We start from the raw sequence: 22869 nt of genomic DNA, 5'->3' as shown, positions 1-22869 counted from the left end.
TACGGAACATGGAACCTCGCGCCAAGCCGCCGCACGATGACGCCGCCACCCAGCACGCACAGCCCCCGGTGGGCTACGTCCCCACGCCCAGCGCCTCTTACCGCAAGCACCGCAAGACAGCGCAGCTGCTCGACGAGCCCGGCCCGCCGGTGCCGGCCGGGACGCCGCAGCCCGAGCCGCAGCAGGTGCCGCTGCCCTACGCGTTCGGCGCGCGCGTGCTGATGTGGAAGCAAGACCCGTCGGTGACCGAAATCGGCACCCGCAAGGCCTTCCTGCCGGGCATCGTGCTGGCCGGCCCGCGCGATGCGCGCATCGTCTCCGGCGAGCCGGGCATCACCCCGGTCAGCCCGAATGCCTTCGGCGACTTCGTCACCCAGCCCGATACGCCACAATTCGATGCCGTCCATACCTTTGCCGTGGTGCGCCAGACGCTCACCATGTACCAGCGCGCCCTGTCCTCCGCCGGCGCCGAGATGCCCCTGCCCTGGCAGTGGAACAGCAGTGTGGACACCGCGCCGCTGCAGGTGTTCCCCTACGGCCTGCCGAACGTGATGAATGCCTTCTACAGCCGCGCGCAAAGCTGCCTCAAGTTCGGCGACTTCGTGCCCAGCGGGCAGTCCGAGCGCATCTATACCTGCCGCTCGTTCGACATCGTCTCGCACGAAACCGGCCACGCCGTGCTCGACGGCCTGAAGCCGCAGTGGCTGCAGGCCGACAACCCGCCCCAGACCGGCGGCCTGCACGAGTCGTTCGGCGACCTGACCGCCATTTTCCTGGCGCTGTCGCAGCTGGACCAGTGCGAGGCGGTCATCGCCCAGACCAAGGCGCACCTGCACGACAAGACCTTCCTGTCCGACATCGCCGAACAGTTCGGCCTGGCACTGGGCAGCACCACGGGGCTGCGCAACGCCGACAACGACCTCACCCTGTCCGATGCCGGCACCGAGGTGCACGCGATCTCGCAGGTGTTCACGGGCGCCGTGTACGACATCCTGGCCGACCTGTTCGCGTTCGAGCGCAACCCCGGGCTGGAGGATGACGCTGCACTGCTGCACCGGGTGGCCGCCTACCTGCGCGGGCTGGTGCTGCGCGGCCTGATCGCCGCCCCCGACAATGCCGCCACCTATGCCGACGTGGTCAACGAGATGCTGCGCATCGTCACCCAGGACGGCAAGCCGATCGACTACGCCAACTTCATCCGCAACCGGTTCGCGCTGCGCGAAGTGATCGAATCGCCGGTGCCGCTCACCGAGGACCACGAACCGGCCCTGCGCCTGGCGCCCAAGGTGCGCGACCTGCCAGGCGCCGTGCAGGACCGCCGCACCTGCTGCGGCACCATGAACCTGGCCGAGTACTACCACATCGAAAACGTGCTGGACGCCGAGGCCCAGGCGCTGGCGCGCTGGTGCGCCGAGCACGGGCGCAATGCGCCGGCCGGCGAGCAGCCCGGGGCCGATCCGGGCCCGGTGGGCGGTGGTTCGCAGGCGCAGGTGCAGCCATGAAGATCCGCGCCAAAGCCTGCGGCGGCATCGCCGGCCGCACCGACAGCTACGAACTGGACACCGACCGCAGCGCCAACGGCAAGTCGGTCGAGGACCTGCTGCACCGGATCGACTTTTTCGGCGCCGAACCGGCTTGCGGGGCCGGGGCCGACATCCGGCGCTGGGAAATCACGGTGGACGACGGGCCGCGCCAGCGCACCGTCACCGTATGGGAGGACGGCGCCTCGGGCGGGCCTGGATGGCAATCGCTGCTCGAACACCTGCGCAATACCGCGTAGGGCGGGCACTTGTGCCCACGCTGCCATCACGCGCTGCGTGCTGACGCGTGGGCTCGAGAGCCCACCCTACCCACCCTACCGCTCCAAACTGAATTTCAAAAAAGCCCGATCCACATCAAGGAAATCCCGCAATAAACCTGATATTTCGCCATTAATAAATCAAAGATCATCACATTTGCTTATGTGGATTGTGTATAAGACTGATTTGTGAGAACGGTCGAATTGCCCTAAAATACAGTGCTTTGCCATAGATTGATCGGCGGGCCAGCCTGGTCTTCAAGACGCCCGCGGCACCTCACCTCAGATAGGACTGTTATGACCCACGTTGTCACCGAATCGTGCATCCGCTGCCGTTACACTGACTGCGTCGATGTATGCCCGGTAGATTGTTTCCGGGAAGGCCCCAATTTCCTCGCAATTGACCCGGACGAGTGCATCGATTGCGCCGTGTGCGTTGCCGAATGCCCGGTGAACGCCATCTTTGCCGAGGAAGACGTGCCGTCGGACCAGCAGCAATTCATCAAGCTGAACGTTGAACTGGCGCGCGCGTGGCCGTCGATCACCAAGACCAAGGCGGCCCTGCCCGACGCGGAAGAGTGGAAAGACGTCAAGAACAAGCTCGACCAGCTCAAGCGCTGATCCTTGCCACCGGGTGCCGGCTGCCTGCCGCAGCCGCGCCCGTGCGCGCGCCTTGGCGCCGCGGCGCGGCCAGCGCAGTGCATCCATTTCAAAATCAACAGGAAGTAAGAGCATGACTATCAGTGCCACCCACGATGCGGGCAGCATCGCTCCCAACAGTTCGTTCGCGGGCGCCATCGACGCCGATGCCGTCATCATTGGCGCCGGCCCGGTCGGCCTGTTCCAGGTGTTCGAACTCGGCCTTCTCGAAATCAAGGCCCACGTGATCGATTCCCTGCCGGCGGTCGGCGGCCAGTGCGTCGAGCTGTACCCGGACAAGCCGATCTACGACATCCCGGCCGTGCCGGTGTGCACCGGCCAGGAACTGACCGACAACCTGCTCAAGCAGATCGAACCGTTCTCGCCGACCTTCCACCTGGGCCAGGAAGTGACCGTCGTGCAGCGCCGCGAAGACGGCCGCTTCAACGTCGAGACCTCGATTGGCACCCGCTTCATCACCAAGACCATCTTCATCGCCGCCGGCGTCGGCTCGTTCCAGGCGCGCACGATCAAGGTGGACGGCATCGAGAAATTCGAAGGCAGCCAGCTGTTCTACCGCGTCAAGGATCCCGCACTGTTCGAAGGCAAGAACCTGGTCATCTGCGGCGGCGGCGACTCGGCCCTGGACTGGACCCTGAACTTCGTCGGCAAGGCCGAGTCGGTCGTGCTGGTGCACCGCCGCGACGACTTCCGCGCTGCGCCCGCATCGGTGGCTAAGATGAAGGCCCTGTGCGACGAATACGAAATGCAGCTGATCACCGGCCAGGTGACCGGTTTTGACGAGAAGGACGGCAAGCTGACCGAAGTGAAGGTCACCGGCGCCGACGGCGTCACCCGCCGCGTGCCGCTGGACATGCTGCTGGTGTTCTTTGGCCTGTCGCCCAAGCTCGGCCCGATCGCCGAGTGGGGCCTGGACATCGAAAGGCGCCAGCTCAAGGTCATGGACACCGAAAAGTTCGAGACCAACGTGCCGGGCATCTTCGCCGTGGGCGACATCAACACCTACCCGGGCAAGAAGAAGCTGATCCTGTCGGGCTTCCACGAAGCCGCGCTGGCCGCGTTCGGCGCCGCGCCGTACATCTTCCCGGACAAGAAGATCCACATGCAGTACACGACGACCTCGCCGAAGCTGCACAAGATCCTCGGCGTCGAGACGCCGGTGTTCGACTAAGCCGTTCCGTAAGCTGTACGCCACAATGCCCCGCACCGCGGGGCATTTTCTTTTCAGCGACCCGGTTAGCAAACATGCCGGCGCGCACGCACGATGCTGCCGCCGACTCATCCGTTCCGTAACCCGCGCGCCACGCTGCCCGGCCAACCGGGGCATTTTCTTCCATGTGTGGAGCAGAGCACCAACGGCGCCATGCCAAAGGTGATACAACAGGTGTAACGAAGCATCGATCGTTTCCCGTGGGCTGCCGGAGGCTCTTTCCCAACGTCAAGGCAAATAACCTATAATTGATCTAGATTAGTTGCGCAAACGCTGCGACGCGCGCAGTACCACATGAAGGATTTTTTATGCTTTACCAACTGCACGAGATGCAACGCTCCTTCCTGACGCCGTTGATGCACTGGGCCGATGCCTCGTCGAAACTTTTTTCGCACCCGGTCTCACCTTTCGCGCACACGCCGTTCTCCCAAAGGATCGCCGCCGGCTATGAACTGATGTACCGGCTCGGCAAGGAGTACACCAAGCCCGCGTTCGGCATCGACTCGACCCTGGTCAATGGCGAGAAGGTCGGCATCATGGAGCGGACCGTTGTCACCAAACCGTTCTGCAAGCTTTTGCATTTCAAGAAAGACCTGAACGACCGCAAGATCGAAGCGCTCAAGCAGCCGAAGGTGCTGCTGGTCGCCCCGCTGTCGGGCCACCACGCCACGCTGCTGCGTGACACGGTGCGCGGCCTGCTGCCCGACCACGACGTGTACATCACGGACTGGACCGACGCGCGCATGGTGCCCCTGTCCGAGGGGCCGTTCCACCTGGACGATTACATCTACTACGTGCAAGACTTCATGCGCCTGCTGGCGCCGAACCTGCACGTCATCTCGGTCTGCCAGCCGACGGTGCCGGTGCTGGCCGCCATCTCGCTGATGGCAACCAACAACGACCCCAAGCTGCCCAAAACCATGACCATGATGGGTGGCCCGATCGACCCGCGCAAGTCGCCCACCGCCGTCAACGACCTGGCCGTGGAAAAGCCGTTCTCGTGGTTCGAGAACACGGTGATCTACTCGGTGCCGGGCAACTACCCGGGCTTTGGCCGCAAGGTGTACCCGGGCTTCCTGCAGCACGCCGGCTTCATCGCCATGAACCCGGGCCGCCACGCGCAGAGCCATCGCGAGTTCTACCAGCACCTGATCCGCGGTGACGACAGCTCGGCCGAAAGCCACCGCCAGTTCTACGACGAGTACAACGCGGTGCTGGACATGCCGGCCGAATACTACCTGGACACCATCAAGACCGTGTTCCAGGAGCACCGCCTTCCCAAGGGGACGTGGAAGGTCGGCGGCCAGCTGGTGCGCCCGCAAGATATCAAGACGGTCGCGCTGTTCACCGTCGAGGGCGAGCTGGACGACATCTCCGGCGCCGGCCAGACCCAGGCCGCGCACGAGCTGTGCACCGGCATTCCGGCCGACATGCAGTACGACTTCGTCGCGCCCAAGTGCGGCCACTACGGCATCTTCTCGGGCCGCCGCTGGCGCGAACAGGTGGCGCCCAAGATTGGCGAGTTCATCAAGAAATACTCCTGATCCGCAATCGTGGACCGAAAAATGCCGCAGCTTCCTGCGGCATTTTTTTCGCCCAAAATGTTGATTCCTGGCGCGCGCCTGCCGCGACCAGGGTTGCCGTCCGGTCCTGCGGGTGCCGCGCGAACACGGCCCCGACACTGCCGCCGCTGGCAAGCCGGTTGTCAACTGACGGCACGGGGCCCGGCCGGCACCTCTGGTGCTCCGGGCCATTCGTTTTACTGTCCGCTGACCGCCGACACGATCAGGCCGGTCGCCGCGGCGACCAGCACGTAGTCGGCGCCAACCTGCACCCAGCGATGTCCGCGCGGCGGCGGCGTCAGGCGATGTGCGCGCCAGTTGTCCACGACGTACTGGTGGGTGCGATAACGGCTCGGCAGCCGCTCGCCACGGTGCAGGTTGTGGTCCGGCCCGTAGCCGTCGTAACCCGAACTGAAGCTTTCTGTCCGGCCCCACCCGCCGCGCGCGCCGTCGTGGCGGTCGTCGCGGCGATCGCCTTGCATGCGCTCGTCACGCCGGTAGCGATCGTCGTCGCGCCGGTAGCGCTGGTCGTTGCGCTCGTAACGCTCATCATTGCGCTGGTAGCGCTCGTCGCGCTGCTGCCAGCTGTTGTCGCGCTCGTTGTGATAGCCGCGCTCCTGGGCCATGACCGAAACGCTGCTTGAAAGCATTGCGGCGACCAGCGCCGGCACGAAAAATTTCTTGCTCATGCTGTCCTCCCTTCATCGGCAAGCGTCATACACGCTTCGAGTAGACCACCGTTCAACAACTACCTCTGTTCGATGGGACACTTACCTTCAGAAAGGCGCTGCCGCGGGCCAGCAGCTTGCACGTCTAATATAATGACCGCTTTACCGCATCGCCGACCATCGTGACCAAGACTCTCGCCGACCAGATCGAAGACCTGCTGCCGCAAACCCAGTGCACCAAATGCGGCTATCCGGCCTGCCGTCCGTACGCGGAGGCCATCGCGCGCGGCGACGCCGGGATCAACCAGTGCCCGCCCGGCGGCATCGAAGGGGTGCGGCGGCTGTCGGCGCTCACGGGCCGCCCGGTGATTCCGATCAACCCGGCCAACGGCGTCGAGCGAGCGCGTCCTGTCGCCTTCATCGACGAGTCGCTGTGCATCGGCTGCACGCTGTGCATCCAGGCCTGCCCGGTGGACGCGATCATTGGCGCGGCCAAGCAGATGCACACCATTTTGCCGAGCCTGTGCACCGGCTGCGACCTGTGCGTGGCGCCCTGCCCGGTGGACTGCATCAGCATGATCCCGGTGACGGGTGAACTGACCGGTTGGGCCGCGTGGACGCAGGAACAGGCCGACGCCGCGCGCGCCCGTCACGATTTCCGCAACGCGCGGCTGCAGCGCGAGCGCGAGGAGAACGATGCCCGCCTCGCCGCAAAAGCGATCGAGAAGATGCGCGCCGTGACGGCCGAGCCGACCAACACGGCAGAGGAACTGGCGGAGAAGGAGCGCAAGCGCGCGATCATCGCCGCCGCCATGGAACGCGCGCGCCTGCGTGCCGCCGGCAACGCGCCGCCGCCCGAGAAAAAAGACTGATCTTCGCACCACGACAAAGCAGATGAACCCAGCCAAGCGCCTCGAGATCTTCCGCCGCTTCCGCGAAGCCAACCCCAAGCCGACCACCGAGCTGGAATACACGACGCCGTTCGAGCTCCTGATCGCGGTGCTGCTGTCCGCCCAGTCCACCGACGTGGGCGTGAACAAGGCCACGCGCCGGCTGTACGCGGTGGCAAACACGCCGCAACAGATCCTCGACCTGGGGCTGGACGAGCTGAAGAGCTACATCTCGACCATCGGGCTGTACAACAACAAAGCGAAGAACGTGATCGCCACGTGCCAGATCCTGGTGGACCAGTACGGCGGCGAGGTGCCGCACTCGCGCGAGGCGCTCGAGTCGCTGCCCGGCGTGGGTCGCAAGACCGCCAACGTGGTGCTCAACACGGCATTCGGCGACCCGACCATTGCCGTGGACACGCACATTTTCCGGGTTTCCAACCGCACCAGGATCGCGCCCGGCAAGGACGTGGACGAGGTCGAGCAAAAGCTGCTCAAGGTGGTACCCAAGGAGTTCCTGCACGACGCGCACCACTGGCTGATTTTGCATGGCCGCTACACCTGTGTCGCGCGCAAGCCCAAGTGCTGGAACTGTCTCATCGCCGACCTGTGCGAGTACAAGCAAAAAACCCCGCCCCCACCGGGATTGGTGCCTGACACCCAAGCCTGAGCCGCCTGCCGGCCTCTGGCGCAGCCTGCCGGGTTCATGTACGATCAGAAACATTGGCCGCTATTTCTACGGAAAGACGACACCGATGGGCGCACTGGGGATTTGCACGCTGGGCAGGGAAAACTGGGCTCAATTCAAGGCTTTGCGCATCAAGGCCATCGAAAGCGCGCCGTTCGCGCTGTGGCCGACCCGTGCCGAAGAGGAAGCGCTGACCGCCGAGCAGGTGCAGGCGCGCATCGAGCCCGGCCCGCACCAGATCGTGTTTGGCGCCTTCGACGGCGGACGGCTGGTCGGCATCGCGGGCCTGCGGCGTGAAAAACTCGAACAGATTGCGCACCGGGGCACGGTGTGGGGCGTCGCGGTCGATCCGCAGCGGCGCAAGGAAGGCATCGGGAGGAAAGTCTTGCAGCGCCTGGTCACCCACGCGCGCGACGAAGGCCTGCTGCAGATCCAGCTCGCGGTCGCCACCGAGAACCCGGCCGCGCGGGCCTTGTACCGTTCACTCGGCTTCCAGTCTTTCGGCATCGAGCCGCGCGCGATGCGCGTTGGGGACCGCTTTTACGACGAAGAGCACATGGTGCTGCGGCTGGACGAAATCGCCGACTAAGTCTTCAGACTTTCAGAAGATACAGCACGGCTTGTTCAAGGAGGATCAGGGCCAGGCCTCCACGCATGATGAGTCTGCTCGTGGCCTCGGCAATCTCAATCCTGCACTGACAATCGGCGGCGGTGATCTGCGAGCTCAGCCTCGTTTCCGCTTGAACGATCTCGGCCCGAAGCCGGCCTTCGGCCTCGGCAATTTTCGCGAGAATCTTCCGCTCGTCAAGCGCACACTCCGGGTTCGTTTCGACGCTCATAGCTGGATCCATGGAAAAAAGACTGATGGACCAAGTGTAGCGCCACCCGCTGCGGCCGCTTCGACAGGGCGCAGAAGGTCGAGCGGAACTTATCCGTCGTCCGGAAACCAGCTAAACGGTTTATAACAAAACCAGGTTATCGCGGTGGATCAGCTCCGGCCCCTCCACGTAGCCGAGGATCGCCTCGATCTCGCTGGACGCATGGCGCATGATGCGGCGCACCTCGCTGCCGGTGTAGTTGGTGAGCCCGCGCGCGACCGCCCTGCCGTTCTCGTCGACGCAGGTGATCACCTCGCCGCGGCGGAACTGGCCGTGCACCGCGATCACGCCGATCGGCAGCAGCGACTTGCCCTCCTGCGTGAGCTTTTGCACCGCACCCGCGTCCAGCACCACTTCGCCCGAGGTGTGCAGGTGGTCGATCATCCACTGGCGGCGCGCGGTCAGGCGTGCGGTGGGCGCGGTCAGCTGGGTGCCGATCGCCTCCCCGCAGGCCAGCCGCACCAGCACCTCTTCCTCACGCCCCCACGCGATCACGGTATGGGCGCCGGAGCGTGCCGCGCGCTTGGCCGCCAGCACCTTGGTCAGCATGCCGCCCCGCCCGATGCTGCTGCCCGCGCCGCCCGCCATCGCTTCCAGCGACTCGTCGCCGGCCTGCGCTTCCTTGATCAGGAAGGCGTTCGGGTCCTTGCGCGGATCGCTGGAGTACAAACCGCGCTGGTCGGTCAGGATCACCAACGCGTCGGCCTCGATCAGGTTGGCCACCAGCGCGCCAAGCGTGTCGTTGTCGCCGAACTTGATCTCGTCCGTGACCACGGTGTCGTTCTCGTTGATGATTGGGACCACGCCCAGCCGCAGCAAGGTGGTGAGCGTGGAACGCGCGTTCAGGTAGCGCTCGCGGTCGGCCAGGTCGGCGTGCGTGAGCAGCACCTGCGCGGTGCCGATGTCGTGCGCGCGAAAGCTGGTTTCGTAGATCTGCGCAAGGCCCATCTGGCCCACCGCGGCGCAGGCCTGCAGCTCGTGGATGTCGGTCGGGCGCGCGCCGAACTGCAGGCGCAGCATGCCCTCGGCAATGGCGCCGGACGAGACCAGCACGACTTCCTTGCCCAATGCGCGCAGCGCGGCGATTTGCGCGGCCCAGCGCGCGATGGCGGAATGGTCCAGGCCCCTGCCCTCGTTGGTGACGAGCGAGGAACCGACCTTGACGATGATACGGGAGGATTGCTGGATGACGGATTTCATGGAGACGGCACTTTCCCACGCGGGCGCAACGCCAACAGGGAAAGTCCCGCCAGCAGTTCGACTCCGCATACGGCTAATAATAACCCGGTAGGCAGCCCGATCGCGAAAGCCGCGACGAAGCGCCCCACAGGTTGAGCGAGGAGGAACAACGCGGTAACGTCGCCGAGCACCGAGGGGGCGTCTGGTTTGGATGCCTGCAGTGCGAGATACGCGGTAGCCAGTCGCATACCGACGTAGATGGCGTAGAACTGGCTGTAGCCGTTCACGCCAACGAGGAACAGGCCCATGCTTGCAGCGACCCGGTCAGGGTCGAGCATGGCCATGAGCGCGGCCAGCGAGCTTGCGGTGGCAACCAGCTTCAGGAGCTGGCTGCGCAGCGACCAACGGGTGATGATCGCCGCCGCCACTTACTCTTCGAGGATCTTGAAGCGCGGGTCGTCCGGGTCGATCGACAGGATGCCCTGCGCCTCCTCGGTCATCTGCGTCTCTTCAGCGCGGTGCTCGAGCGCGCGCTTCTCTTCCAGGTACTTGTAGATCGCGTTGACCAGGTCCTGGCAGCCTTCGCGGTTGAGCGCCGAAATCTCGAACACGGGGCCCTTCCACGCCATGCGCTTGACGAAGTCCTTCACGCGCTTGGCGCGCTCCTCGGCCGGCACCATGTCCAGCTTGTTGAGCACCAGCCAGCGCGGCTTGTCCACCAGCTCCTGGTCGTATTTTTCCAGCTCCTTGACCAGCGCCTTCGCTTCCTTGACCGGGTCCACGGTCGGCTCGAACGGGGCCAGGTCGACGATGTGCAGCAACAGGCCCGTGCGCGACAGGTGGCGCAGGAACTGGTGTCCCAGGCCGGCGCCCTCGGCCGCGCCTTCGATCAGGCCCGGGATGTCCGCAATCACGAAGCTCTTCTCGTGCGACACGCGCACCACGCCCAGGTTCGGGTGCAGCGTGGTGAACGGGTAGTCGGCGATCTTCGGGCGCGCGTTGGACACGGCCGTGATGAAGGTCGACTTGCCCGCGTTCGGCATACCGAGCAGGCCCACGTCGGCCAGCACCTTCAGCTCCAGGCGCAGCTCGCGGCGTTCGCCCGGCTTGCCGTCGGTCTTCTGGCGCGGCGCGCGGTTGGTCGAGGTCTTGAAGTGGATGTTGCCCCAGCCGCCCTCACCGCCCTTGGCCAGCAGTTCGGTCTGGCCGTGCTGGGTCAGGTCGGCGATGATCTCGCCGTTGAGGTTATCCACGATCAGGGTGCCGACCGGCATGCGCAGGTACACGTCTTCCGCGCCCTTGCCATAGCAGTCCGAGCCGCGGCCGGACTCGCCATTGCGGGCCAGGTGGGTCTTGGCAAAGCGGAAATCGACCAGGGTGTTGATGTTGCGGTCGGCCACAACATAGATCGAGCCGCCCTTGCCGCCGTCGCCGCCGTCCGGACCGCCAAACGGCCGGAACTTCTCGCGCCGGAACGACGCGCAGCCGTTGCCGCCGTCTCCAGCAATGACTTCAATTCTTGCTTCGTCAATAAACTTCATGTTGTGACCGCCAAAAAAACAAAAGGCCCTACCGGGGGGCAGAGCCTTGGATTGAAAGGCTTGCGCCTTACAACTTGCGCTGCTGGGCAGCGCGTGCGTGAATTACGCTGCTACCGCTTCGCTTGCAACGACGGTGACGTACTGCTTCGAGCCCACGCCTTGCTTGACGAATTTCACGGTGCCGTCGGTCAGCGCGAACAGGGTGTGATCCTTGCCCATGCCGACGTTGGTGCCCGGACGCACGGTGGTGCCGCGCTGACGCACGATGATGCTGCCGGCGTTGATCGCCTGGCCGCCGTAGACTTTCACGCCAAGGCGTTTGCTTTCTGAGTCACGGCCGTTGCGAGTAGTACCGCCGCCTTTTTTGTGTGCCATTTAGATGCTCCTTTGAATGACTTTGGGGACCGGCGGCAATTAGCCGTTGATCGCTACCACTTGGATTTCGGTGTAGTTCTGGCGATGGCCCTGACGCTTTTGGTAGTGCTTACGACGACGCATCTTGAAGATACGCACTTTGTCGTGACGACCGTGCGACACCACAGTCACGCGAACCGAAGCACCTTCCACCAGCGGAGCACCGAATTTGATGCTCTCGCCCTCGCCTACTGCGAGAACCTGGTCGATAGTGATTTCGGAACCAATGTCTGCCGGTATCTGTTCTACTTTGAGTTTTTCGCCAGCGACAACTTTGTATTGCTTGCCACCGGTTTTTATGACCGCGTACATGATTTGAAACCTCATCAATTGTTTAAAAGAATCCCCTCGGCGACATCCTCGTCGAGCGTGGGTACAGCCGGGAGAACACACGATTATACATGGAACGGCCCGCCGGGTCAAAAGGCCGGTTCAAGCCGCCGGGGACGTGGTTTGGTGGCAACGGACCTGGGACGCTTTGTCCCATCCAGCCGGCATGCTGGACCGGACGATTTCAGCTTGCATGTCGTATAATCGCGCACTTGACCGCTTAACGACCATTGCAGGTTTCCGCCTTGTCCGCCGCTACCCCCACCGCCCAACAGAATAACATCGCCCGCGCCATCGCTTCGGACATGGAGGCCGTCAACCGGGTGATCCGCCTGCGGCTGCACTCCGAAGTGAGCCTGGTGAACCAGATCGCCGAGTACATCATCAGTGCCGGCGGCAAGCGCATCCGGCCGGTGCTGGTGCTGCTGCTGGCCAACGCCTACGGCTACCGGGGCACCGCCCACCACGAGCTGGCCGCGGTGGTCGAATTCATCCACACCGCAACCCTGCTGCACGACGACGTGGTGGACGAGTCGTCGATGCGGCGCGGGCGCCAGACCGCCAACGCCATGTTCGGCAACGCCGCCTCGGTGCTGGTGGGCGACTTCCTGTATTCGCGCTCGTTCCAGATGATGGTCAGCCTGAACAACATGCGCGTGATGCAGATCCTGTCCGACGCCACCAACGTGATCGCGGAAGGCGAAGTGCTGCAACTGCTGAACATGCACGACCCGGACGTGACCCAGGAAAGCTACCTGACGGTGATCCGCTCCAAGACCGCCAAGCTGTTCGAGGCCGCGGCCCAGTTGGGCGCGCTGGTGGCGGGCGCGAACGACGCACAGATCGAGGCAGCCGGTGAATACGGCCGTTCCCTGGGCACCGCGTTCCAGCTGATCGACGACGTGCTCGACTACGCCGGCGACGCTGCCGAGATCGGCAAGAACGTCGGCGACGACCTGCGCGAAGGCAAGCCGACGCTGCCGCTGATCTACCTGATGGAGTATGGCACGCCGGAGCAGCGCGAACTGGTTCGCAGCTGCATCGAGAACGGCGACGAGCAGCACTTCGACGCCGTGCTGGCGGCGGTGACCTCGAGCGGTGCGCTGGACTACACGCGCCGCGAAGCGATTGTTGCCGCCGAACGCGCAGCCAACGCAATCGCCGACCTGCCCGAGAGCGAATTCAAGCAAAGTCTCTTGCAGCTCTGCAGTTTTGCAGTTGACAGGAACCACTAGAGCCCTTATAGTTATGCCTTCCCGAGATTGAGGCAACGCCGAAATCTCAAACCAGTCGGGGTGTAGCTTAGCCCGGTAGAGCGCTACGTTCGGGACGTAGAGGCCGGAGGTTCGAATCCTCTCACCCCGACCATTTCATCTCGTTGATTCTCAACGATCTTCCTTGGTTCTCAAGGACTTACAGTCTCAATGTCGCAAGTGAGTGTTACACCAGCTGAGGAGCAAGCTGTGTGTACCCATCTTATCAAGCGTAGCAATCGCTATTCCATTCGCCGCAAAATCCCCCGTTGACTTGCAGAGCCATTACGGTCGCGTTGAAGTCGTGAACGCGCTCGGCACGAGCGACCGTCGCGAAGCTGAACAGCTTTGCCGTATCGCTGGAGCCAAGCTCGATGAGGAGTTCGCGAGCGTTCGGGCCGCGCTTGCCGCTTCCGCTGCAGCTCAGGACACGCCTGCAACCGTCCCCGCACCCGCTACTGCGTCCATTCGGGTGAACGCGGATGAGGTTGCGTCGCGCACGCTCGGCCTGCTCCGACAGCGGCGGGACAGTGCTGCTGCACAGGGCTATGAGGCGCTGAGCGCGTTCCTCGAACGGCAGCAGTTCAACCTTGAGGACGCTGAAGCCATGTTGCGCGGCGAACTGGAACCGCTGCATCCGCTCTCCAAGCACGAGGGCCACCGAAACGCATTGCGCTCCTTCCTGACGGGGGATGGCAGCGTAAGGGAGCTACCTGAGCACATTGGCCATGCGCAGCCAGCGCAGGCCGCACAGCCCGTATTACTGGCACAGCCAGCCCAGCTTGATTCGCCGGTAAAAGCCACACAGCCCGCTATCATCGGCGGCCACACGATGGCAGAGATTGCGGACAAGTGGGTCAAGGAACGCAGCCTGATCCCGCGTACCGTCGGTCAGGCCAAAAAGGTCATCGGTAGGTACGTGGAACACATGGGCGACATGAAGATCGAGCAGATCACGCGCCGCCATGTGGTTCAGTTCAAGGATAAGCTGCTGGAATCGGGGCAGACTCCGGTCAACACGAACAATTGTGCCACCGAAGCCGCCAACGGGCTGACGCTTTGACTTCACGGGCAGCGTATAATCGCGCCCGGCTATGGAATGACGGAGCGCCCGAGGAACCGCACGTAAGCGCATAGTACCTATCCGTCATCATCGCCGCTGGAGGAATCATGAGCATCATCCCTGAACCGCTTCGCAGCCAGATCGAGGCAGCGGCCCTCATTTCACCGGACGTGAACATCCCGAACAACGATCCGGTTGACGATCCTACCGTCGAGGCAGGCCTCAGGCGACCAGTAGCGAAGGTAAAAGGAAAACAGATAGGGCGCACGCACACGGCGCAAATCAGAGAAATCGTTCGCGCTTGCCAAAAATGAAATAACGATGCATTATGGCAACCGTTGCGACTTTCTAGAGACCCTGTCCTGCGTCCGTAAAGATGAAAGATCGAGTAGTTAGCGGTATTTTTAGTTTCGCTGGTGCCTCCGTAATGATCGGTGCGGCAGGCTTCTTGTCTGCACTGGTTACCATGTTCATTGATGTCACGGCCTCGGTATCAGTCAAATGGTTGCTATTCGTTATTTTGGTATCCACGTCTTTGATGATGATCCTCTTGAAGATCATCTATGACGTTACGGGCGAGACGAAACCACCGCCCCCCTTCGAGCATCCGTTTAGATACATTGCCGAGGACAACATTTTTGTCATCAGACGAAACGATAATTTCCTGAACAACATTATCGTCGGTTGTTATCTACAACGCGAGGAAGTCGACAAGTTGGCTTTCTTGGGCGTCGTTCATCTGGTGCAGGACAAGGTCATCCAGATCAAGGTTCACACGAATTTGGGAGTGCTCACTTCCGTGCCGACATCAGTTGACGAGTTAAAGATGATTATCGTACGCCCAGTAGTCCCAGTAACGGCGCTGGAAGCGTTGATGCCAGGAGAGTAGAAATGAGTGATCGCTATTTCGGAAAAGTAGTAAAGGTGCAAGACCGGTACACGATAGTGGTGAATGTCGGGCTAGACGCCGGTGTTAAGCTGGGCCAAAGATTCCTTATTGTTGGTCTTGGTGAGACCATAAACGACCCTGACACAGGCGAACCACTGGAACAACTTGAAATCGTAAGAGGTAAGGCGCAGGTAACGCACGTGCAGTCAAAAATCGCTACGCTTAGTTCCGTGGAACTGGAGCGCGAGCCCGAAACGAAAGAGATTACAAAGGTCTTGTCTCGGCCAAGTGGGATAAGTGGGTTAATAGCTGGCGGCATTCTCAGTGCAGGTGGACAAAACACTGTTACAGAAACCATTCGACCGGGTGAAGTCCGACCGAAAGAACTGGCAGGTGTTCAAGTCGGTGACTTCCTAATACGAGATTGATTTTTCTCTTAACCTTGCAGTTTGTATGGCCGATCACTTAGGGCGGCAATCGATGGCTCGATTAACTGATTGAGGTGCTTGGCCACAGCTCATTCGCGTCGGGGTCCCATCAACGAGCGTTGGCGCAACTGCAGCCGCTGGCAGTCCTCCGCTGCGCTTCGCTGACTGCAGTCACCTGACATAGGAAGGACTCGGTTTCAATGCATCTGCCGCCCCGTGGCTTGGCAACAGATAAACGTTATCTGGCAAGCACGAAAGAAGCTGAACATCGAACCCTCCCTGATTACCTGACGGCGGTCGGACTTCGGATCAATGGCAGAGCAGCCTGTCACCCGATGCTCTCGCATCGCCCGTGTGGTGACTTGCCTTTTATCGTGGGCCAGCACGAGGCCGGATGAACCGGGCCTGTTGTGTCGTATAGCAGGACGTAATCACCCCCGCCTTGAACGGCTGGTGCGGCGTGTGTCGTATAGGGTGCCGAAATTGATTTGATGCCGAACTACCAGCGTAGCGCGGCTTGCGTGTCGTAGAGTGAACCAAAATCGCCGTAGCCGGGACAACTGCTAAGACCGATCCAGCGGCCCTTAGAGCCGCCCAAGCATCGCCGGGGATGTTCGGCTCAGGCACCTGCGTTCGCCTCGCCACGACCCGTCTCAGCCGCCTTGGTTGGCTTGCTAGCTGCGCCCTGAACCTCGGCCCTGTACCGCTTCACCGTGGCCGGGCTGATACCGAACTCGGCCGCTGTCGCTTCGATACTCGCCTTCCGTTCCTGTCGCCACGCCTCCACGGTCGCAGCATCCGCAGCCCTTGCCCGTCCCCGGTACTTCTCGGGTTCCTCACGCATGGCCCGGTCGATACCGCGCCGCTGCATTTCTTTCCGGTTCAGGTAATCCACCTCGCCTTGAGCCTGGATGAACGCTAACAGGGCGTCCCGAGTGGCCTTCTTGAGCGGGTCCGTGGTGCTACCGTCGAACTCCATGCCGTTCAGCGTGCAGCGCACGATTACGCCCTTCTCCATGAGTGCTCGCATCACTCGGGCCAGTTCATCGTACCGGCGTGAGATACGGTCCAGCCAGCGCACCACCAGCACATCACCGTCGCGTATAGCCAGAAAGCACTTAACCCATTCTGGCCGGTCCTCGGGTGCGACGTGATACCCGGACACGCCCTCATCAATGAACACGAGGTTCGACTTGATGCCCAGCTTCGCGGCCTCCTCGTGCTGAGTGGCGGCTGTCTGGCCGTCCGTGGTGCTGATCCGTCCGTAGTAAACGATGTGCTGCTTCATGGCTTACCTAGCTCAAATGGTCAATGGCTCAATACTGTGAGGTGGCTCAATGACAGTCAACCCTAATGAGCTAGTCAAATAGGCTCAACCGGCTGACTCGCTGTGGTATGCCCTATTGAGCTGATAGCCTGAGCTTGGCGTGCGGGATCGGTGGCCGTGCGAAGCGAACAGACGAAAATCCCAGTGAGGGCCGGGCGCTGGCCGATGGCGTCGAGCCGGGATCAGTCGGCGCAGATCAGGGAGCCGGCGTGCTGGATGATGTCGAGCCGAACGGCAAGCGACGGACGAGCGCGCCTCCCCGGCTGAAGGGCCGCCACGGGACGTTTCGGGCCGGGGCCGCATGGGGGCCGGTGGGCCGCGCAAACCCGCGCTGGTACCCCCGCAAAAATCCGGAGCAGAAAGAGGTCGCGGCCTGTTCCCTTACTTAGATTTGCCAGAACCGACATCACCGCCGGCGCTGGAGCAAGCATCCCTTCCCTAGATAACACCAGAGTTTGTGTGGGTGGCCATGTGTTTGCCGAGCAAGGTGGGTGATACACTGATGAATGGATAACAACTACCGGCAAGGCTTCATGGACAAGCTACAGGCAGTGAAGTTTCTACAGGGCACCCTCGGCGAGATAGCACTGCCAGATGGCTCCGCCGCCACTGAGCGGTTTAGTGGTCTCCGGGATGTAGACGGCAAGATACGGGAGGTGCGGATGATCCTTGATGGACTCGACGGGCTTCCACCGACCTTGGTATCGGGCATGGCGGAAGACATCGACTTTCAGGCAAACAGCCGCCGCATCCGCCTTGAAACCCTTGCGCGATACATTCGTAGTGCCCTCAAGTTTGTTGACACTGGCGCGTTTGAGAAGCCGAAGAAGATCATTCATGCGCCACCGGACTTCTCGCGCTTAACGAGTTCCGTGCCCGGTCTCAACGATGAGTTGGAGAAGCGATGGCGTGAAGCACAAAGGTGTATTCACGTTGAGGCGTACACCGCAGCGGTAATCATGATGGGAAGCGTCCTCGAAGGATTGCTTCTCGCGAGAGCCCAACTATCCGCCTCAACGGCGTACCAGTCAGGGAGAGCACCACGCGACAAAACGGGCAAGAGTCCGGCCATCCACGACTGGAACCTCAGCACGCTCATCGACGTTGCGGCTGACATTGGGTGGCTCAAGACTGATCGAGGCAAGTTCAGCCATGCGCTACGGGACTCGCGCAACGTGGTCCATCCCTGGCAGGCGGTTATGACCCGCGCAAACTTCGACCAAGCAACATGCAAGACCTCGTGGCACGTACTGGACGCCTCTGTGGGCGATTTGCTTAACTCGTTGAACTGAGTATGGATCCTAAGAAATTGTTTTTGGATGATCGGTTTAGGGGTGTCTGTGCCTACTGCGGCGGGATTGGAGACTCACGCGACCACGTCCCTTCGCGGATTCTCTTGGACGAACCCTACCCGAACAACCTCCCCGTTGCAGAGTCATGCGTCCAATGCAACAAAGGCTTCTCCTTGTCAGAAGAGTATCTTGCATGTTTCATCGAGTGCGTCATTCAAGGCACAACTACCTCCAACGACAACTTCAGGCCAAAAGTAGTGGAAACCCTTAAAGCTCGACCATCGATCAGGCAAAGGATAGAACGCTCCAAGCGCCCCGATGAGAACAACAAGATGCATTGGGTTCCCGAAGCAGAAAGGGTTGAAGAAGTTGTACTTAAGCTTGCCCGTGGCCACATTTCATACGAGCTTGGCCTTCAGCACATCGAAGAGCCCGAGGCTATTGAAATAACACCTATTCCATGCATGTCCGAGGAACAGCTAAGGTTGTTCTTCTCCCTAGAAGATGAAGTTGGCAGTCTGTATCCCGAAATAGGAAGCCGGGCCTTCATAAATTTCCTGTCTGGAAAGCCGACCGCCTACGATCAATGGCAAGTCGTCCAGCAGCACAGGTACCAGTACGCGGTGGGCCAGTCCTGCGGTGACTGGGTAAAGATAGTTTTGAGCAACTACCTCGCCTGTCGGGTGGCGTGGGGGTAGCCCGACGAGTAACGTCAAGTAGTGGAAAAATAGCGACTGGTATTTATTTTCAACAGTTCAAGGGTGTCATCTAGGAAATCCTGTGGCGATTGAGTTACACGCGCAATGCGTCCGGAAGGAGAAGAATCATGAGTGAAGTACCCAAGTCCGATCTTCGGCTACTGATCGAGACGCTACGAAACGACGCTGGCGACTACTTCCGTGAAATCGCTAGATACGTCAAAGAAGAACCTGGTGAGTCTTGGCGACCTCGACTGTCGCCCGATCACTACTGGCAGCAGGTATCTGACGATTCCCTCCAAACTGCGCGAAGTATTGTCCAGCGGGCGGTGAGATACAGCGCGCAAGTTGCAGAAGCTATGCGAGCAGCGCCACTGGTGGGAGGAGAAGATTTAGCAGACCTGAGGCACGCGACAAAGGCCATGCGCGCCTCGATTCAGCTACGTAGATACCGATTCGAAGAAATCGAGGTGTTGAACGACGAAGATCGCATTCTGGGGGTGCGCCCCGCAATGCAGAGCGACGATGAGCCACTGCCGCCATTGGAGGCTCAGGTCGTGTTCCACGACAACACATCAACCATTCTACGAATCTTAGCTTTCGTCGAGGCTTCCGAGGATCTCTCCCCTCCGGGTGCCGGCGCTCCTGCCAACAGTATCGATGCTCCGCGGTATCGTCCAGGCACGGCATTTGTAATGATGTGGATGGATCCAGCGCACCCGGAGCTCACCGACATTTGCGACGCTGTAAAGGAGACTTTCCAGCGGTTCGGTGTCAACGCAGTAAGAGCAGACGACATAGAACACGATGGCCAGATCACGCAGCGAGTTCTTAATGAGCTCAGAACCAGCGAGTTTCTCTTCGCAGACCTAACGGGTGCTCGCCCAAACGTCTACTATGAGGTCGGCTTCGCGCACGCGCTGGGCCGCCGAGTCCTACTTTATCGAAAGGCAGGCACCGGCCTCCACTTTGACCTCGCTGGCTACAACTGCCCAGAGTATGCCAATTTAAGAGACCTGAAGGAGAAGCTCGCTCGTCGACTCGAAAGCATGACGAATCGAAAAGCTGAAGGTGGGGAAGGCGATGCCTAACATGGCAGTTAAAACGGACAAGGTGGCGCTCGATCAGCGTGCTCTTGAATACCGGCGCGAAAGTCCTTTACGCAGCGTCGGATGCGCCGGATTACCTCACTGATAATTCCGGTTTGTTAATCGAGCGGCCCCAGCTAGCGAACCGACTTACAGCCTGTTACACTACAGCTTTCCATGTGTAACACCACCTGCGACGTAAGTCACTGATTCGGTGAAGTTCGAATCCTCTCACCCCGACCACCGAATTTAAAAGGCCAGATCAAACGCAAGGTGATCTGGCTTTTTTCTTGTCTATTCCGCAGCCTCGACATCAGCCAGCAACTGCCGGATCTCCGGCACGCACGAGCCGCAATTGCCGCCTGCCTTGACGCAGGCGGTCACGCCAGCCACATCCATCAGCTTGTGTTCGCGGATCGCGTTGCAGATCGTGGCCCGGCCCACGCCGAAGCACGAGCACACGGTTGGGCCGGCATCGCTGCCGCCTGCGCGCGCGCGCCCCGCCAGCAGGTCCGCGCGGTCCTGCGCCGACAGGCGCTCCTGTTCGAACAGGGCGGCCAGCCATGCGCGCGACGGCAGCGCAGGCAGGCGCGACACGAACAGGCAGGCCTCGATCCGCCCATCGACCAGATGCGCGGCACGGTACAGGCCCGCGCCCTGGTCTTCGTACTCGAGCCAGTCGGCATCCTCGTCGCACACGTCGAGCAGCTCGCGCGCCCAGCCGGGTGCAAGCGCGATCGGCTCGCGCCCGGCCAGCTCGTAGCGGCGCAGGCCCTGTCCCTCGATACGGGTCCAGTTGGCGGCGCGCTCGAGCGCACGCCCGCGCCGGCTCAGGATGAAGCCGTGCCATGCGACGCCGAACGGCTCCACTCGCACGGGCGTGTGCTTGAACTCGGGCTCGCCCGACAGCGGGTCCACCACCGGATTCACCACTGCGCCCACGCGTGCGTCCGCGGCCGTCTGGCCGCTCCAGTGGATCGGCACGAACAGGCTGCCGCGCGCGATGCCGCCGCCATGCGCGACCCGCGCCACCATCTCGCCCCAGTCGCTCATCACGCGCGCCAGCTCTCCTTCGCGCACGCCGCACAGCAGCGCGTCCTGTGGGTGCATGTCGATGAACGGCTCCGGAACATGGCCGGCCAGGCGCGGAGACTTGCCGGTGCGCGTCATCGTGTGCCACTGGTCGCGCACGCGCCCGGTATTGAGCACCAGCGGATAGTCCCCGCCTGGCAGGTTGGCCGGGCCACGCGGCGTCACCGGCACGAGGCGTGCGCGGCCAGACGGTCGGGCAAAGCGGCCGTCGCCGAACAGGCGCGCGGCGCCACGCGGCTTGCCATCTTCACCGTGCGTGACCGGCCACTGGATCGGCTCGAGCTCGTCGTAGTCGCGCCGGCTCATGCCAGCCAGCCCGTCGAGTCGGAACACGCGCGCAGTGGCGCCTTCATTGCGCCACGCAGACAGCCGCGCGTGCTCGTCGAAGATCTCGTGCACGGACTGGTAATCGAGGCCGCCGAAGCCCATGCGCTGCGCCACCTGGCACAGCACCTGCCAGTCGGCGCGCGCCGCGCCGGGCGCGGGGAGGAAGGAACGCTGGCGCGAAATGCGGCGCTCCGAATTGGTGACGGTGCCGTCCTTCTCGCCCCAGCCGAGCGCAGGCAGCAGCACGTCGGCATAAGCGTTGGTGTCGGTGCCGGCAACGATGTCCGAGACAACCACCAGCTCGCATTTGGCCAGCGCGCGCCTGGCCTGGTCGGCGTCGGGCAGGCTCACCACCGGGTTGGTGGCGATGATCCATAACGCCTTGATCCGGCCCTCTTCCACCGCGCGGAACAGGTCCACCGCCTTCAGCCCCGGCTGATGCGCGATGCGCGGGGAATCCCAGAACGCCTGTACCGCCGCGCGCTGCGTTGGGTCCTCCAGCTCCATGTGCGCCGCCAGCATGTTGGCCAGGCCGCCCACCTCGCGCCCGCCCATGGCGTTCGGCTGCCCGGTCAGCGAGAACGGGCCCATGCCAGGCTTGCCGATGCGACCAGTCAGCAGGTGGCAGTTGATGATGCTGTTGACCTTGTCGGTGCCGGAAGACGACTGGTTGATGCCCTGCGAGTATGCGGTGACCACCTTGGCCGTCGCGGCAAAGGCATCGTAGAAGGCAAGCAGCAGGGCAGGATCGACGCGGCATGCGCGCGCGACCGCGTGCAGGTCGCCGCAGGTGTCCTGGGCCGCCGCCAGCGCCTCGTCCAGCCCTTCGGTGTGCGCGGCGATGAAGTCCCGGTCCGCCCTTCCCTGCCGCGCCAGGTGGCACAGCAGGCCATTGAACAGCCAGGCGTCGCTGCCGGGCTTGATCGGCAGGTGCATGTCGGCCAGTTCGACCGTCGCGGTGCGGCGCGGATCGATCACCACGATTTTCATCTGCGGCCGCAATTCACGCGCACGCACCAGGCGCTGGAACAGCGTCGGGTGGCACCAGGCCGCGTTCGACCCGGCCAGCACGACCATGTCGGCCAGTTCGAAATCCTCGTAGCAGCCGGGGACGATGTCCTCGCCGAACGCGCGCTTGTGCCCGGCCACGCTGGACGACATGCACAGGCGCGAGTTGGTATCGATGTTGGCGCTGCCGATGTAGCCCTTCATCAGTTTATTGGCGACGTAGTAGTCCTCGGTCAGCATCTGGCCCGACACGTACAGCGCCACCGAATCAGGCCCGTGCTGCGCGACCGCGCGCGCAAAGCCGGCGGCCACACGGTCCAGCGCCTCGTCCCAGCTCGCATCGCGCAACTGGCCGCGTTCGCGCAGCGCAGGCTGCAGCAGGCGCCCGTCCAGCCCCAGCGTTTCGCCCAGCGCCGCACCCTTCACGCAGAGCCGGCCGCGGTTGGCCTCGTGCTTCTCATCGCCGGCGATGGCGAGCGAGCCGTCCGGCTGCGCCGTTGCGGTCACGCCGCAGCCAACGCCACAATAGGGACAGGTGGTGCGCACCGCCAGCGGAATGGTCGACAACTTCAAGATGGGCTCCTCG

Annotated in this window: 25 protein-coding genes, 1 tRNA gene and 1 pseudogene; 18 read left to right on the top strand and 9 right to left on the bottom strand. The window is 62.5% G+C overall.

From position 1 onward, the window contains the following. The first annotated feature begins 8 nt into the window (after positions 1-8). From NX774_RS20020 to NX774_RS20000, 5 genes are all read left to right on the top strand, one after another. Positions 9-1502, top strand: a complete 1494-nt coding sequence (locus tag NX774_RS20020; protein WP_258824038.1) for a gluzincin family metallopeptidase — start codon at positions 9-11, stop codon at positions 1500-1502. After that, on the top strand, positions 1499-1780 hold the full coding sequence (locus NX774_RS20015) for a protealysin inhibitor emfourin (RefSeq protein ID WP_258824037.1): 282 nt from the start codon (positions 1499-1501) through the stop codon (positions 1778-1780). The genes NX774_RS20020 and NX774_RS20015 overlap by 4 nt, the downstream gene beginning before the upstream one ends. 315 nt (positions 1781-2095) lie before the next feature. Then, the gene (gene fdxA / locus NX774_RS20010; RefSeq protein WP_258824036.1) at positions 2096-2419 is read left to right on the top strand and encodes a ferredoxin FdxA; all 324 of its coding nucleotides are present in this window, start codon (positions 2096-2098) and stop codon (positions 2417-2419) included. A gap of 112 nt (positions 2420-2531) precedes the next feature. Continuing rightward, on the top strand, positions 2532-3629 hold the full coding sequence (locus tag NX774_RS20005) for an NAD(P)/FAD-dependent oxidoreductase (protein ID WP_258824035.1): 1098 nt from the start codon (positions 2532-2534) through the stop codon (positions 3627-3629). A gap of 347 nt (positions 3630-3976) precedes the next feature. Beyond that, positions 3977-5212, top strand: a complete 1236-nt coding sequence (locus NX774_RS20000) for a polyhydroxyalkanoate depolymerase (protein ID WP_258824034.1) — start codon at positions 3977-3979, stop codon at positions 5210-5212. A gap of 215 nt (positions 5213-5427) precedes the next feature. Here the strand turns inward: NX774_RS20000 and NX774_RS19995 are convergent, their stop codons facing one another. Next, complete coding sequence (locus NX774_RS19995) at positions 5428-5919, bottom strand: RcnB family protein (protein ID WP_258824033.1); 492 nt, start codon at positions 5917-5919, stop codon at positions 5428-5430. A gap of 161 nt (positions 5920-6080) precedes the next feature. Here NX774_RS19995 and rsxB point away from each other — a divergent pair, with 161 nt between their 5' ends. The 3 genes from rsxB to NX774_RS19980 all read left to right on the top strand — a co-directional run bounded on the left by rsxB (position 6081) and on the right by NX774_RS19980 (position 8065). Beyond that, positions 6081-6770 (top strand): electron transport complex subunit RsxB, encoded by a 690-nt coding sequence (gene rsxB / locus NX774_RS19990; RefSeq protein WP_258824032.1) that lies wholly within the window; start codon positions 6081-6083, stop codon positions 6768-6770. Between the two features lie 22 nt (positions 6771-6792). Continuing rightward, positions 6793-7458 carry an endonuclease III gene (nth, locus tag NX774_RS19985; protein ID WP_258824031.1) on the top strand — a complete coding sequence of 222 codons (666 nt, stop codon included), beginning with the start codon at positions 6793-6795 and terminating at the stop codon, positions 7456-7458. An 85-nt stretch (positions 7459-7543) separates the two neighbouring features. Then, positions 7544-8065: a GNAT family N-acetyltransferase gene (locus tag NX774_RS19980; RefSeq protein WP_258824030.1), complete on the top strand. Its 522-nt coding sequence runs from the start codon at positions 7544-7546 to the stop codon at positions 8063-8065. 4 nt (positions 8066-8069) lie between these two features. On the opposite strand, the gene NX774_RS19975 is transcribed toward NX774_RS19980, so the two are convergent. From NX774_RS19975 to rplU, 6 genes are all read right to left on the bottom strand, one after another. Then, positions 8070-8315: a hypothetical protein gene (locus NX774_RS19975; RefSeq protein WP_258824029.1), complete on the bottom strand. Its 246-nt coding sequence runs from the start codon at positions 8313-8315 to the stop codon at positions 8070-8072. Positions 8316-8435: 120 nt separating this feature from the next. Next, the gene (proB, locus tag NX774_RS19970) at positions 8436-9554 is read right to left on the bottom strand and encodes a glutamate 5-kinase (protein WP_258824028.1); all 1119 of its coding nucleotides are present in this window, start codon (positions 9552-9554) and stop codon (positions 8436-8438) included. After that, positions 9551-9961, bottom strand: coding sequence for a hypothetical protein (locus tag NX774_RS19965; RefSeq protein ID WP_258824027.1), 411 nt, complete (start codon positions 9959-9961; stop codon positions 9551-9553). Before NX774_RS19965 ends, proB begins: the two co-directional genes overlap by 4 nt. Then, positions 9962-11074 (bottom strand): Obg family GTPase CgtA, encoded by a 1113-nt coding sequence (gene cgtA / locus NX774_RS19960; RefSeq protein ID WP_258824026.1) that lies wholly within the window; start codon positions 11072-11074, stop codon positions 9962-9964. 102 nt (positions 11075-11176) lie between these two features. Further along, positions 11177-11449, bottom strand: a complete 273-nt coding sequence (gene rpmA / locus NX774_RS19955) for a 50S ribosomal protein L27 (protein WP_258824025.1) — start codon at positions 11447-11449, stop codon at positions 11177-11179. Positions 11450-11488: 39 nt separating this feature from the next. Next, positions 11489-11800, bottom strand: a complete 312-nt coding sequence (rplU, locus tag NX774_RS19950; protein WP_258824024.1) for a 50S ribosomal protein L21 — start codon at positions 11798-11800, stop codon at positions 11489-11491. Between the two features lie 263 nt (positions 11801-12063). On the opposite strand from rplU, the gene ispB reads away from it, so the two are divergent. The 6 genes from ispB (at position 12064) to NX774_RS19920 (ending at position 15451) form a co-directional block, all read left to right on the top strand. Further along, positions 12064-13053: an octaprenyl diphosphate synthase gene (ispB, locus tag NX774_RS19945; RefSeq protein WP_307731370.1), complete on the top strand. Its 990-nt coding sequence runs from the start codon at positions 12064-12066 to the stop codon at positions 13051-13053. Between the two features lie 56 nt (positions 13054-13109). Continuing rightward, a tRNA-Pro gene (locus NX774_RS19940) sits at positions 13110-13186 on the top strand. A 69-nt stretch (positions 13187-13255) separates the two neighbouring features. Then, positions 13256-14134 carry a DUF6538 domain-containing protein gene (locus NX774_RS19935; RefSeq protein ID WP_370660455.1) on the top strand — a complete coding sequence of 293 codons (879 nt, stop codon included), beginning with the start codon at positions 13256-13258 and terminating at the stop codon, positions 14132-14134. 107 nt (positions 14135-14241) lie between these two features. Further along, positions 14242-14448: a hypothetical protein gene (locus NX774_RS19930; RefSeq protein WP_258824022.1), complete on the top strand. Its 207-nt coding sequence runs from the start codon at positions 14242-14244 to the stop codon at positions 14446-14448. Between the two features lie 62 nt (positions 14449-14510). After that, positions 14511-15023, top strand: a complete 513-nt coding sequence (locus tag NX774_RS19925) for a hypothetical protein (RefSeq protein ID WP_258824021.1) — start codon at positions 14511-14513, stop codon at positions 15021-15023. Between the two features lie 2 nt (positions 15024-15025). Then, positions 15026-15451: a hypothetical protein gene (locus NX774_RS19920; RefSeq protein ID WP_258824020.1), complete on the top strand. Its 426-nt coding sequence runs from the start codon at positions 15026-15028 to the stop codon at positions 15449-15451. A gap of 619 nt (positions 15452-16070) precedes the next feature. Here the strand turns inward: NX774_RS19920 and NX774_RS19915 are convergent. Then, the gene (locus NX774_RS19915; protein ID WP_258824019.1) at positions 16071-16739 is read right to left on the bottom strand and encodes a recombinase family protein; all 669 of its coding nucleotides are present in this window, start codon (positions 16737-16739) and stop codon (positions 16071-16073) included. Between the two features lie 545 nt (positions 16740-17284). On the opposite strand from NX774_RS19915, the gene NX774_RS19910 reads away from it, so the two are divergent. From NX774_RS19910 to NX774_RS23550, 4 genes and pseudogenes are all read left to right on the top strand, one after another. Then, on the top strand, positions 17285-18070 hold the full coding sequence (locus tag NX774_RS19910) for a hypothetical protein (protein WP_258824018.1): 786 nt from the start codon (positions 17285-17287) through the stop codon (positions 18068-18070). 2 nt (positions 18071-18072) lie between these two features. Continuing rightward, complete coding sequence (locus NX774_RS19905) at positions 18073-18768, top strand: hypothetical protein (RefSeq protein ID WP_258824017.1); 696 nt, start codon at positions 18073-18075, stop codon at positions 18766-18768. A 128-nt stretch (positions 18769-18896) separates the two neighbouring features. Beyond that, positions 18897-19859 carry a TIR domain-containing protein gene (locus NX774_RS19900; RefSeq protein ID WP_258824016.1) on the top strand — a complete coding sequence of 321 codons (963 nt, stop codon included), beginning with the start codon at positions 18897-18899 and terminating at the stop codon, positions 19857-19859. A 17-nt stretch (positions 19860-19876) separates the two neighbouring features. Further along, a pseudogene (locus tag NX774_RS23550) lies at positions 19877-20041 on the top strand (DUF1780 domain-containing protein); the annotation flags it as partial. A gap of 109 nt (positions 20042-20150) precedes the next feature. Here NX774_RS23550 and NX774_RS19895 read toward each other — a convergent pair. Continuing rightward, on the bottom strand, positions 20151-22856 hold the full coding sequence (locus NX774_RS19895) for a nitrate reductase (RefSeq protein ID WP_258824015.1): 2706 nt from the start codon (positions 22854-22856) through the stop codon (positions 20151-20153). Between the last annotated feature and the right edge of the window lie 13 nt (positions 22857-22869).

Source organism: Massilia agilis (assembly GCF_024756255.1).
GTDB classification, from domain to species: Bacteria; Pseudomonadota; Gammaproteobacteria; order Burkholderiales; family Burkholderiaceae_D; genus Telluria; species Telluria agilis.
Note: the sequence above shows the minus strand (reverse complement) of the source record. Positions and strands in the feature narration are given on the sequence as shown.

What these genes read in the sequence shown, in the direction of transcription:
- NX774_RS20020 (WP_258824038.1), top strand. Translation starts at nt 9, where the DNA reads ATGGAACCTCGCGCCAAGCCGCCGCACGATGACGCCGCCACCCAGCAC.
- NX774_RS19920 (WP_258824020.1), top strand. Translation starts at nt 15,026, where the DNA reads ATGAGTGATCGCTATTTCGGAAAAGTAGTAAAGGTGCAAGACCGGTAC.
- NX774_RS19915 (WP_258824019.1), bottom strand. Translation starts at nt 16,739, where the DNA reads ATGAAGCAGCACATCGTTTACTACGGACGGATCAGCACCACGGACGGC.
- NX774_RS20005 (WP_258824035.1), top strand. Translation starts at nt 2,532, where the DNA reads ATGACTATCAGTGCCACCCACGATGCGGGCAGCATCGCTCCCAACAGT.
- NX774_RS19925 (WP_258824021.1), top strand. Translation starts at nt 14,511, where the DNA reads ATGAAAGATCGAGTAGTTAGCGGTATTTTTAGTTTCGCTGGTGCCTCC.
- NX774_RS19975 (WP_258824029.1), bottom strand. Translation starts at nt 8,315, where the DNA reads ATGAGCGTCGAAACGAACCCGGAGTGTGCGCTTGACGAGCGGAAGATT.
- NX774_RS19910 (WP_258824018.1), top strand. Translation starts at nt 17,285, where the DNA reads ATGGATAACAACTACCGGCAAGGCTTCATGGACAAGCTACAGGCAGTG.
- NX774_RS19980 (WP_258824030.1), top strand. Translation starts at nt 7,544, where the DNA reads ATGGGCGCACTGGGGATTTGCACGCTGGGCAGGGAAAACTGGGCTCAA.
- NX774_RS20000 (WP_258824034.1), top strand. Translation starts at nt 3,977, where the DNA reads ATGCTTTACCAACTGCACGAGATGCAACGCTCCTTCCTGACGCCGTTG.
- NX774_RS20015 (WP_258824037.1), top strand. Translation starts at nt 1,499, where the DNA reads ATGAAGATCCGCGCCAAAGCCTGCGGCGGCATCGCCGGCCGCACCGAC.
- NX774_RS19995 (WP_258824033.1), bottom strand. Translation starts at nt 5,919, where the DNA reads ATGAGCAAGAAATTTTTCGTGCCGGCGCTGGTCGCCGCAATGCTTTCA.
- NX774_RS19900 (WP_258824016.1), top strand. Translation starts at nt 18,897, where the DNA reads ATGAGTGAAGTACCCAAGTCCGATCTTCGGCTACTGATCGAGACGCTA.
- fdxA (WP_258824036.1), top strand. Translation starts at nt 2,096, where the DNA reads ATGACCCACGTTGTCACCGAATCGTGCATCCGCTGCCGTTACACTGAC.
- rplU (WP_258824024.1), bottom strand. Translation starts at nt 11,800, where the DNA reads ATGTACGCGGTCATAAAAACCGGTGGCAAGCAATACAAAGTTGTCGCT.
- proB (WP_258824028.1), bottom strand. Translation starts at nt 9,554, where the DNA reads ATGAAATCCGTCATCCAGCAATCCTCCCGTATCATCGTCAAGGTCGGT.
- nth (WP_258824031.1), top strand. Translation starts at nt 6,793, where the DNA reads ATGAACCCAGCCAAGCGCCTCGAGATCTTCCGCCGCTTCCGCGAAGCC.
- NX774_RS19930 (WP_258824022.1), top strand. Translation starts at nt 14,242, where the DNA reads ATGAGCATCATCCCTGAACCGCTTCGCAGCCAGATCGAGGCAGCGGCC.
- rpmA (WP_258824025.1), bottom strand. Translation starts at nt 11,449, where the DNA reads ATGGCACACAAAAAAGGCGGCGGTACTACTCGCAACGGCCGTGACTCA.
- cgtA (WP_258824026.1), bottom strand. Translation starts at nt 11,074, where the DNA reads ATGAAGTTTATTGACGAAGCAAGAATTGAAGTCATTGCTGGAGACGGC.
- NX774_RS19905 (WP_258824017.1), top strand. Translation starts at nt 18,073, where the DNA reads ATGGATCCTAAGAAATTGTTTTTGGATGATCGGTTTAGGGGTGTCTGT.